The organism is Neobacillus rhizosphaerae (assembly GCF_937468385.1).
Taxonomy (GTDB): domain Bacteria; phylum Bacillota; class Bacilli; order Bacillales; family Cytobacillaceae; genus Neobacillus; species Neobacillus rhizosphaerae.
This window is the reverse complement of the sequence record NZ_CALBWS010000058.1, coordinates 1-10,005: the sequence shown is the minus strand read 5'-3', so window position 1 is coordinate 10,005 and position 10,005 is coordinate 1. Positions and strand designations below refer to the sequence as shown.

General features: G+C 39.3%; 10 protein-coding genes. 5 read left to right on the top strand and 5 right to left on the bottom strand.

Annotation, left to right across the window (positions count from 1 at the left end; all coding sequences use genetic code 11):
- Window positions 1–729 precede the first annotated feature (729 nt).
- The 4 genes from M5A78_RS24435 to M5A78_RS24420 form a co-directional block, all read right to left on the bottom strand.
- Entirely contained in the window at window positions 730–1,788 is a 1,059-nt protein-coding gene (locus tag M5A78_RS24435; protein ID WP_248737864.1) for an ABC transporter permease, read from the bottom strand.
- Window positions 1,785–2,510, bottom strand: a complete 726-nt coding sequence (locus tag M5A78_RS24430) for an ABC transporter ATP-binding protein (protein WP_248737863.1) — start codon at window positions 2,508–2,510, stop codon at window positions 1,785–1,787. The genes M5A78_RS24435 and M5A78_RS24430 overlap by 4 nt, the downstream gene beginning before the upstream one ends.
- A 232-nt stretch (window positions 2,511–2,742) precedes the next feature.
- The gene (locus M5A78_RS24425; protein WP_248737865.1) at window positions 2,743–4,275 is read right to left on the bottom strand and encodes a DHA2 family efflux MFS transporter permease subunit; all 1,533 of its coding nucleotides are present in this window, start codon (window positions 4,273–4,275) and stop codon (window positions 2,743–2,745) included.
- Between the two features lie 163 nt (window positions 4,276–4,438).
- Window positions 4,439–5,053 (bottom strand): TetR/AcrR family transcriptional regulator, encoded by a 615-nt coding sequence (locus tag M5A78_RS24420; RefSeq protein WP_248737862.1) that lies wholly within the window; start codon window positions 5,051–5,053, stop codon window positions 4,439–4,441.
- 644 nt (window positions 5,054–5,697) lie between these two features.
- Between M5A78_RS24420 and M5A78_RS24415 the strand changes: the two genes are divergently transcribed.
- The 5 genes from M5A78_RS24415 (at window position 5,698) to M5A78_RS24395 (ending at window position 9,856) form a co-directional block, all read left to right on the top strand.
- Window positions 5,698–6,291, top strand: coding sequence for a putative ABC transporter permease (locus M5A78_RS24415; RefSeq protein ID WP_248737861.1), 594 nt, complete (start codon window positions 5,698–5,700; stop codon window positions 6,289–6,291).
- A gap of 185 nt (window positions 6,292–6,476) precedes the next feature.
- Complete coding sequence (locus tag M5A78_RS24410; RefSeq protein WP_248737860.1) at window positions 6,477–7,175, top strand: response regulator transcription factor; 699 nt, start codon at window positions 6,477–6,479, stop codon at window positions 7,173–7,175.
- 4 nt (window positions 7,176–7,179) lie between these two features.
- Window positions 7,180–8,550, top strand: a complete 1,371-nt coding sequence (locus tag M5A78_RS24405; RefSeq protein ID WP_248737859.1) for a sensor histidine kinase — start codon at window positions 7,180–7,182, stop codon at window positions 8,548–8,550.
- Entirely contained in the window at window positions 8,550–9,248 is a 699-nt protein-coding gene (locus tag M5A78_RS24400; protein ID WP_248737858.1) for a polysaccharide deacetylase family protein, read from the top strand. Before M5A78_RS24405 ends, M5A78_RS24400 begins: the two co-directional genes overlap by 1 nt.
- 8 nt (window positions 9,249–9,256) lie before the next feature.
- Window positions 9,257–9,856 carry a DedA family protein gene (locus M5A78_RS24395; RefSeq protein WP_248737857.1) on the top strand — a complete coding sequence of 200 codons (600 nt, stop codon included), beginning with the start codon at window positions 9,257–9,259 and terminating at the stop codon, window positions 9,854–9,856.
- Window positions 9,857–9,921: 65 nt separating this feature from the next.
- On the opposite strand, the gene M5A78_RS25085 is transcribed toward M5A78_RS24395, so the two are convergent.
- The gene (locus M5A78_RS25085; protein ID WP_406603694.1) at window positions 9,922–10,005 is read right to left on the bottom strand and encodes an IS3 family transposase; all 84 of its coding nucleotides are present in this window, start codon (window positions 10,003–10,005) and stop codon (window positions 9,922–9,924) included.

Genomic DNA, 10,005 nt, shown 5'->3' with positions numbered 1-10,005 from the left:
GGTGAAAAAAGGGAGAGCGTGGTAACCAATAGAGGTCATTGGCGACCGAAACGGTGAAAAAAGGGAGAGCGTGGTAACCAATAGAGGTCATTGGCGACCGAAACGGTAAAAAAAGGGAGAGCGTGGTAACCAATAGAGGTCATTGGTGACCGAAACGGTGAAAAAAGGGAGAGCGTGGTAGCCAATAGAGGTCATTGACGACCGAAACGGTAAAAAAAGCGAGAGAGCGGTAGCCAATAGGGGTTATTGACGACCGAAACGGTGAAAAAAGCGAGAGGCCGGTAGCTAATAGAGGTTATTAGCAAATTCAAGCCAGCTAAATTACCCATTAAATTTTGTAGATGCTATGAGCTTGAAATAGTTGGTCACTTGGAGCGGTGCATAAAAACTATACGATAAAAATCACACGAAAAAGAGGGTAAGCTTAGGCATGCCCTCTCTTTTTTGTATGCTTATTTGACTTGGATGAAACAGAGATAATCTCTTCTCATTCCCACCTTTATTTTGCTTCATAGTGGATGAGTATTTATCTACATTATTGTTATAATATAAGAATTTATAAAATTGGACTTCGAGAAATGTCCAGCTCCAGGCGCCATCGGCTAGTGTACTTCGCTCTTCTCCCTACGATAAGTCAACATCGGTTCGCTCCGCTCATCGTGTTTCCTATATCTCAGTCGAAGCGCTCCAGTCCATACGCCGATAGGCAGGCGCCTTGCGCTTTTCTTGTCATAATTTCCGGTATTTTTTCAAGGCAAAGATATTAAGCACGATGAAGATGGCTGCGAAGATGACCAAGGCGAGAAGGTCGCCGCTAATTTCGCTGAAGCCAGCCCCTTTATACATAACATCTTTTAATGCGCCTGCTGCGTAGTAGATGGGCATAATTTTTCCTACGGCTCGTAGCCAATCGGCCATTCCCTCTGGTGGGAAAATTCCGGCAAAAAAGATCTGCGGAATAATCACGATCGGGATAAATTGAATCATTTGGAATTCAGATGCTGCAAAAGTCGATAAAAGAATCCCTAAAGATAATGCAACCAATGCAAGCAGTAAATTAATCAAGAGCACATTCCAAATGGAACCGACAAGAACCAAGTCAAGAACGTTAATGGAATAGAAAACGACGATAATCGTTTGAATAACGGCAAATATACCATAACCAACCAAATAGGCCGTGACAATTTCTGTCCTTCGGATGGGCGTTGACATCAACCTTTCCAATGTACCAGTTGTCCGCTCGCGCAATAATCCTATTCCTGAAATGATAAACACAAAGAAGAAGACAAAGTATCCGACTAAAATCGGACTTAATACATCAAAAAAGACGGTGTCTTTATTTCCGTAAACATATTTTGTTTCAATGTTTTTTTGTGTGATATTAGCCGCAAGTGCAGGATTTTGCTGAATCAACTTGATTTGGCCAGCCGCTGCGACCGCTTGGTTAACCTTCATTTGTAAAGCCTTCGCTGTACCGGGGTCATCGTTCTGCAAGGTTAACTTGAATTTTCCGTTATCCTGCTCCAATAAACCGTCCAGGTCGTCATCTACGACTGTTTTAGCGGTTACCTTCTCATACTGTTTTACATCAATTTTTGCCTTTTCGATGATTTTTACGAGATTTTCATCAATCCCGACAACACCTAATTTCGGGTTAACGGTACTGCCATTAAATAAAAAGTACATCAGGGTCAAAATTAATAAGGGTGCGACAAACAACAAGGCTAAGGTTCGTTTGTCCCTGAACATTTGCTGACAAATTCTTTTGATTAATGCCAAGACTCTCATGCTTGTTTCACCCCCGCTTTCAGGAATACCTCATCAAAATCGTCAGTTTCGTATAACACTTTTAACTCGTTTGGTGAACCGCTAGTGATAATTCGCCCGTCTCTTACCATGGCTACATAATCACATTTCACGGCTTCATCCATCACATGGGTGGTTACAATGATCGTTTTTTCTTCTTCGTTTTTCAACCGTAATAATTCATTCCAAATTGACAATTTTAATTCGGGGTCAATGCCGACGGTGGGTTCATCAAGGATTAATACCTTTGGATCTTGAATGAGCGCGATGGCCAGTGATAAGCGCCGCTTCATTCCCCCGGAGTAGGCGGCAACCCGTTTTTTTAAGTCAGCTGTCAGGTTTACTAAGCCAGCTGCATAGGCAATCCGCTGTTTCTGTTCCTCCTTATTCAGCTTATAAAGCGATGCGAAAAATTTCAGGTTCTCTTCACCTGTTAACTCTACATACAAGGCATCGGATTGGGCCATATAACCGATTTCCTGCAGCAGACCGAGATTGGGCATTTTTTGATTTAAAACATGAATCGTCCCGCTATCGGCCTTTTCCATGCCGACAATCATTTTGACAAGCGTAGTTTTCCCTGCCCCAGAAGGACCGATGAACCCGAATAACTGCCCTTTTGGGATTGTTAAGTTGACATCATTCAAAACGGGTTTTTTACCAAAGCTTTTATTGACTTGTTCCACTTTAATAGTTGGATCCATTCTCATAACCTCCCAGAAGATAAACTGTTCTTATGATATTATTTTACAACTCCAGACGGTTTTAACAATGAACAGAACGGGGCAATATGTTTATTATTTCAAAAAAAGAGTTCGATGGCGGAAAATTTCCTTGACCAAATAGTTGTTCGGATACAAAAATTCTAAAAGGAACCCTCTTCAAATGTATGTATCATATGAAAAAAAGAGGTGACATATCGTCACCCCTTACAGCTTAGTTTTCTACTAATTTTTTGACAATCTTTTGTTGATCAGTTGGTTTCACTTCGTTTGGATCCTCAGCTTGTTTTGCGCGTTTAATAAAGAGGGCAAGAACAAGAGCAATACAGGCAATTCCAACCGAAACGACGAATGAATCGTTTATCCCTTCCAACATCGCTTTCATGGCAACCTGTTGCTTCATTTCAGCTAATATTGCTGGAGTAGGTTTCTCGGTTAAGTGTTTCATAGCAGAGGCCGCTAAGTCGGTTGCATGTGCTTTCGTACGACTTGTCATAATTGTGACGAGCAACGCTGAACCAATTGCCCCCGACACCTGTTGCAATGTACTGTTCATCGCAGTTCCGTGTGGATAGAATCGTGCTGGCAATTGGTTTAAGCCATTTGTCATGACGGGCATCATCACCATCGACATCCCAAACATCCGTGCTGAATATAAAAGTATTAAATGTGCATAAGATGTATCAAGGGTTAATTTGCTGAAGAAATAACTGGTTAGAACAGTAATGGTTAAGCCAATAACAGCTAATATCCGGCCACCAATCTTATCAAATAATTTCCCAGTGATAGGAGACATAATTCCCATTAAAATCGCACCTGGTAGCATCATCAAGCCCGATTTCATTGGAGAAATTCCACGAATTGTTTGGACATAGATTGGTAAAAGCAACATAGCTGAAAACATGGCCATAGAGATGACGACAGATATTGCTGATGATAATGCAAACATTGGGTATTTATAAATTCTGAATTCAAGCATTGGTTTTTCAAGTCTAAGTTGACGGAAAATAAACGCAATCAATGAAATCGCTCCGACAATAATCGTTACATATACTTGTGGACTATCCCAGCCCTTATTACCTGCTGAGCTAAATCCATACAACAGTCCGCCAAAGCCCACACTTGATAACAATAGCGAAAGTAAATCAAGACGGATATCTACTTTTTCTTTTTTATCTTTAAGCAAGAAAAACCCAATTAAAAGAACGATCACTGCAATTGGTGAGACAAAATGAAATAACATTCTCCAGTCAAAATGCTCAAGCATCCAACCTGATAATGTCGGTCCAACTGCTGGTGCAAAAATGAAAATTAACCCGAAAAGCCCCATCGCTCCACCTCTTTTTTCAGGTGGGAAGCTTGTTAACATCACGTTCATTAATAGTGGCATCATAATGGCTGATCCAGAAGCTTGGATTAACCGAGCAACTAATAAAACAGGAAAAGCAGTAGAGAATCCTGCAAGGAATGTACCAATTGTAAATAAACTAATCGCAGTTAGGAATAAACCTCTTACGGAATATTTTTGAATCAAAAAGGCTGTTGCCGGTATCATAATTCCATTCACCAGCATATATCCTGTTGAAAGCCATTGAACGGTCGATGTTTCGACATCTAAATCCTTCATAATAGATGGCAGTGCTACATTTAAAAGTGTTTCGTTTAACATTGAAATAAAAGCCCCGATCATAAGGATGGCAAGAATCCCATACGGTGGACGGTTATTATTGACATTGGATGATCCCATCATTATCTCCCCTCGAACTATTGGTTCATTTTTTTATACTTATGTTTCAAGTAATGTCTATAATATCACCAGCAGTTCAATTTTTGCAACAAAAAAAAATTTCCAATCCTAGTGAATTGATTTTATTCAATAAGAAAGCCATTCCCTCTTGGTTAAACTGTCCTTATAGCTCTTTACTAGTCAACCCTGTAACATGTCTAGGACCCAAAAGGGTGATTCGCGATAAAATCAGTGCCATTTCCCGCGGTGATTTTTCCATCCCGCTTTCTAACCAATGCTGGATCACACCGAGGTGGGCTGAGCTGACATAGGCAATGAGAAAATCAACTGGGACTAGCATTTCTTCCTGTTTTAATTTGGAGAGGATATTTTGAAAAAAGGTCCTTCGAATTAATTCCTTTAATTTTACCTGAAATGATGCATCTCCCTTTGGACCTAGGACGACCTTCATAAAACTAGAATTCTCGTGTAAATATTCAAACAAATAAACGATAAACGGGAAGGGTTCTTTTTGACCATCAAATTTTAACGCATCTTTTGGATCTATCTTATGAGTTAGCTTTTGAATCTCGTTGATAATCTCATCTTCACATTGATCTAATAAATCGAATTTATCCCGATAATGCAAATAAAAAGTGCCGCGATTGATATCTGCTTTTTCTGTCAAATCACGGACCGTAATCACTTCAAATCCTTTTTCCTCCATCAACTCTGTAAGAGCATCGCGGATCAACCGTTTTGTTCGAATAATCCGTCTATCTGTTGGTCGTTCCAACATATTCACGCACCCTTTATAAAAATTTTTCTGTTAAAAATGACCAGGAAATCGCATTGTGTTAAGTAATAAAACACTTGATCAGTTAGTGTTTATTGCTATTGCTGATAGACCAATTATAATAAACAATGTGAATAATAATCAACAACTTGTTCATTAAATGGCGAATAAAGGGGAGACATGCTTCTTTGGCAACGGCTTAAGCTGGAACCATCCAACTTCAGTTTTAGCTTGGATCGGCTTAGGGAGCATGGTCGTCATGGTAGCTTCCGTTGTAAAATTTAGTTCAAAACAGAGAGCAAAATCCTAATCAAATTAAATTTTAATTTGAAAGGCTTGGTTTCCCTAACCAAGCCGGTTGAATTTGCATTTCCCTTTTTCTGTGGAAAAGGGGCGGAGCGCCGCAAAAATGATCACTTTAACCAGTTAAAATGAAATACCCATTTCACTAGACGAAAGATGTGAAGTCTAGCTCTGCTCTCACCGCCTTTATTAGGTGACTACGGCTTGTTCTCTAAATTTATATCAATGGTTGGGTTGGGAGTTGAGGCTCATGACAGTTTTTTATGTTTTTTTTTGGTATATTTGGAAGTTTTGAAGTTAAACCTATAGGAGTAAAATTCCCATCCATGGAAGGTGGTTTAGCCATGATCATTAGCTTGCTGAATGGTATGGAAGTACAAATTCCCGGTATTTTTAATGTAGAAGGAGTGGCGGCTATCCTTTTTTATTTCACGATGTATGCGTTTATTGGCTGGCTGCTAGAAAATAGCTATAACTTCATCACAAAGGGTACATTTTTTAAGGCCAATTTTTTATGGGGGCCTTTTAAGCCAATGTACGGCATTGCCCCGCTCCTCTTAGTTTTTTTGATATCACCAAGCACACATTGGGCGGTTGTAGTCCTTCTATGCTTTTTCATTCCGACGCTGGTTGAGTATGCGAGCGGTGCCTTGCTGCAGAAATTATTCAATCGCCAATGGTGGGATTATTCCGACGCTCCGATGCAGCTGCATGGTCATATTTGCTTACCCTTTTCCCTTTGTTGGGTATTCCTGTCAATGATTTGCTTGAAATGGGTCCATCCAGCTATGGTCACAATGTATGGAGTCATTGAACCTTTTTGGACATGGATAGGGGCAGCAGCAGGACTCTACTTCCTTGCTGACTTTGTTTTGGCAATCCGAAAACACGCTACAGAGGACTTCGTTACGGAGGAATCAACTAATCCCATTCAATAGCTTCATAAAAAAGAGTGCCTAACAAAAATGGTTGTGGTGTTAGGCACTCTTTTGCGTGCAAAAAGATTAAAATTCAATGAAAAAAAGAAATATAAGTAAAAATAATGCTACATTGGAGGGGAGCGTTTTACGCATAATAGTTGGAATGGGCGCCTTGAGAAATGCACCATAAAGGAGAGGTAACCTTGGAACAGCGTATTTTGGTAGTAGAGGATGAAAAACAGATTGCAAAGATCCTAAAGATTGAACTTGAGTATGAAGGATATGAGGTAGTGGTTGCTTATGACGGAAAGTCGGGATTGCAATCAGCCTTGAACGAAAAACTGGATTTAATCTTATTAGATGTCATGCTGCCCGAAATGAATGGCATTGAAGTATTAAGGAAAATTCGAAAAGTAAATACTCTCATACCAGTCATCTTACTAACTGCCCGTAATATGACGATGGATAAGGTGGCTGGTCTTGACCAAGGAGCCAATGATTATATTACAAAGCCATTTGAGATTGAGGAATTATTGGCGAGAATTCGCTCTTGTCTTCGTCAGAATTCCATTGCTGTCAAGGCTTCAATATCGGATGACTCCATTTTCGCTATTAGGGATCTAACCGTTAATGTTGAAACGAGAGAGGTAACCAGGGGGGAGACTTCGGTTACGTTAACCCCGAAGGAATTTGATTTGTTAGTGTATTTGCTTTCTAATAAAAACAAAATCGTCACAAGGGAAAATATCCTGTATCATGTATGGGGCTATGAATATGAAGGGGAAACAAATGTCATCGATGTGTTTATCAGACATTTACGAAAGAAAATCGAAGAAGGCTTTTCTGACCCAACGATTATTCAAACGATTAGGGGAATCGGTTATACAGTAAGGGAGAATTAAGCAAATGAAGATTACAACAAAAATCAACCTTATCACGACCGCTTGGGTACTTTGTGTATTAATTGCTGTAAATTCAGTGGTCTTTTTTTCTTTTATGAAAATTACTGTCAATATGGAGGATGATGAACTACATCAGAAGGCAGAAACATTGATAAAGGAAATTAACAAGGAAACCTCCCTTGCTGATACGAAGGAAAAATTACTGCCATACCTTGCGAACCATTCTTATATTCGGGTCATTCACCCTGATTCAAAAATTGTCAATCAAGTAACAAATGATCAGCAGATGGCTGCTAAAATAAAGGCGAAATTTGCCGATAAAAAAGAAACAGAACGTGTGACCATTAAATTAAAGAATCAAGAAGAACAGATTGCTATTGTTCGGGTGCCAATCAAATCGAACGGACAAGTTATTGGAACACTAGAGTTTGGGAAGAAATTAGCAGGCTTGGAATTAGGAAAGGACTTATTATTATCCATACTTACATTTTGTACGATTTTAGGAGCGGTATTATCTCTAGTAGGCGGTAGATGGCTATCGAATCTAATCATGAGGCCTATTTCCAATATGATTAACACGATGGAGGATATTGAACAAAGTGGTATTCCGAAAAAAATTGTCATTCAACATGAAACAAAGGACGAACTGCACAAACTGGCCGTTACGTTTAATCGAATGATTGGCAGACTAGAAGCAAGTTTAGAAAAACAGCGACAGTTTATTTCGGATGCCTCTCATGAATTAAAAACCCCACTCACGGTTATTAAAAGCTATGCAGACCTTCTACTAAGAAGGGGAATACGAAATGAAGAGGTTGCCCATGATGCCATTGAATCGATTTATTCAGAAGCTACTAGAATCCAAAAAATGACAGAAAAGTTTCTCGATTTAGCCGATACTGAATCTGGAAATAGTTTAGAAACAAAAGAATTCAATTTAGTTTCTTTTTGCGAGAAAATATGCAAACAACTTCAAGCAGCCTATAAGCGTGAAATCAACCTCCACTTTAATGAAGCTTGGATTACTGTGATTGCAGATGAATTAAAGCTCAAACAGGTAATTATTATTTTAATAGATAACGCGATAAAGTATAGTATGGACAAAGTAGAGGTTTACTTAGAAGACTCGAAAAAGTTAACCAGGGTTACGGTAAAAGATTATGGACTCGGTATACCAGAGTATGAAATTGACAATATATTTGAACGTTTTTACCGGGTCGATAAGGCTAGAAGCAGGGAAACTGGAGGAACTGGGCTGGGCTTATCCATCGCCAAAAATATCATTAAGCAACACCGTGGTGAAATTAAAGTAAAAAGTACGGTGGGAATAGGAACAGAGGTGGAGTTGTTCTTACCAAAAAGGAATGAGAAATAATGATTAAAATCGTAATCATAAGTCTTATCGTAATATTCATTTTATTTCTTCTATATGCTATTTTGCCAACAGTGCTTATTCGTATCAACAGCTGGGGCATTACTAAAAAGACGAATCTAAAGGCAATCGCCTTAACGTTTGATGACGGTCCTAATCCTGAATATACCCCACAATTATTGGATCTATTAAAAAAGAACGGTGTAAAGGCCACTTTTTTTGTAGTCGGCAGTAAGGTGAAAAAGTACCCTGATATCATTAAACGAATGAATCAAGAGGGCCATACGATTGGAATTCATCATTTTGAACATACTTCAAGCTGGATTCTCTCACCCCTTCAATTAAAAAAACAGCTGCTGCTGACAGAACAGGCAATCATGGAATGTACGAATGAAAAAGTAAGGTTTTACCGCCCGCCATGGGGGAGTTTTAATCTTTTCAGTCTGCTTATCAGTAAATCATATAAGGTAATCCTCTGGTCGCATATCTTCGGAGATTGGAAGGAAGCAAAAGGGAAAAGCGGTCTGCTTAAGCAACTGCTGGCAGCAACAGAGCCTGGTTCGATTTTATTGCTCCATGACTGTGGGGAAACGCTAGGTGCGGATAAGGAAGCACCCCGCTATATGCTCAAGAGTTTAGAAATCTATTTACAGGAAAACATAAAAAAGGGAACAAAATTTGTGACATTAACAGATTTATGAGGGCATTTATGAATGTTGAGACGATTGTACATTACATTGAAATATATGGATACCTAGTTATTTTCTTGTTTTTATTCTTTGGTATTGTCGGCATTCCTGCGCCCGAAGAATCGCTCTTGTTTTTAATCGGCGTACTGTGTGTCCATCACAGGCTCTCCTTGGGATTAGCTATGGGATCTTCCCTTCTTGGGGCGTTTGTCGGCATGCTGACAGCCTATGTGTGTGGACGATACGCCGGGGCCCCTTTTATCAAAAAATATGGCAAGTATGTAGGGATTACCAATGAACGCTGGGAAAAAGTAAGTAGTAAATATACAGTAAATGTTCGTAAAAGCATCGTGTTTGGTTTTTATCTGCCAGGTATCAGGCAAATAAGCCCGTACTTTGCTGGGATAACGAACATTCCTTTTCGGAGGTTTTTCCTCTTTTCCCTACTGGGCACACTGCTCTGGATCATCCCCTTTATTATGGCTGGATATTTTCTAGGGAAAATCTTCCACATAAATCCAGATTATGTTCCTTATTTAGGAATCATCTTCTTAATTCTTTTTTTCCTATATGTTATAATAAAGTATATAAAAAGGAAAAAAACGGAACCAACTAAATAGAGCTAGATAAACAAAAACCCGAAAGCCCTTGGTCTTACCCCTGTCAAGTAGACAACATAAAAAAGCTAAGCTGCCAACGCGTGTCGATATTCAATCGGCGCGCGTTGTTTTAGTTTCTTTTGAATACGTTTGTAATTGTAGTGATAAAT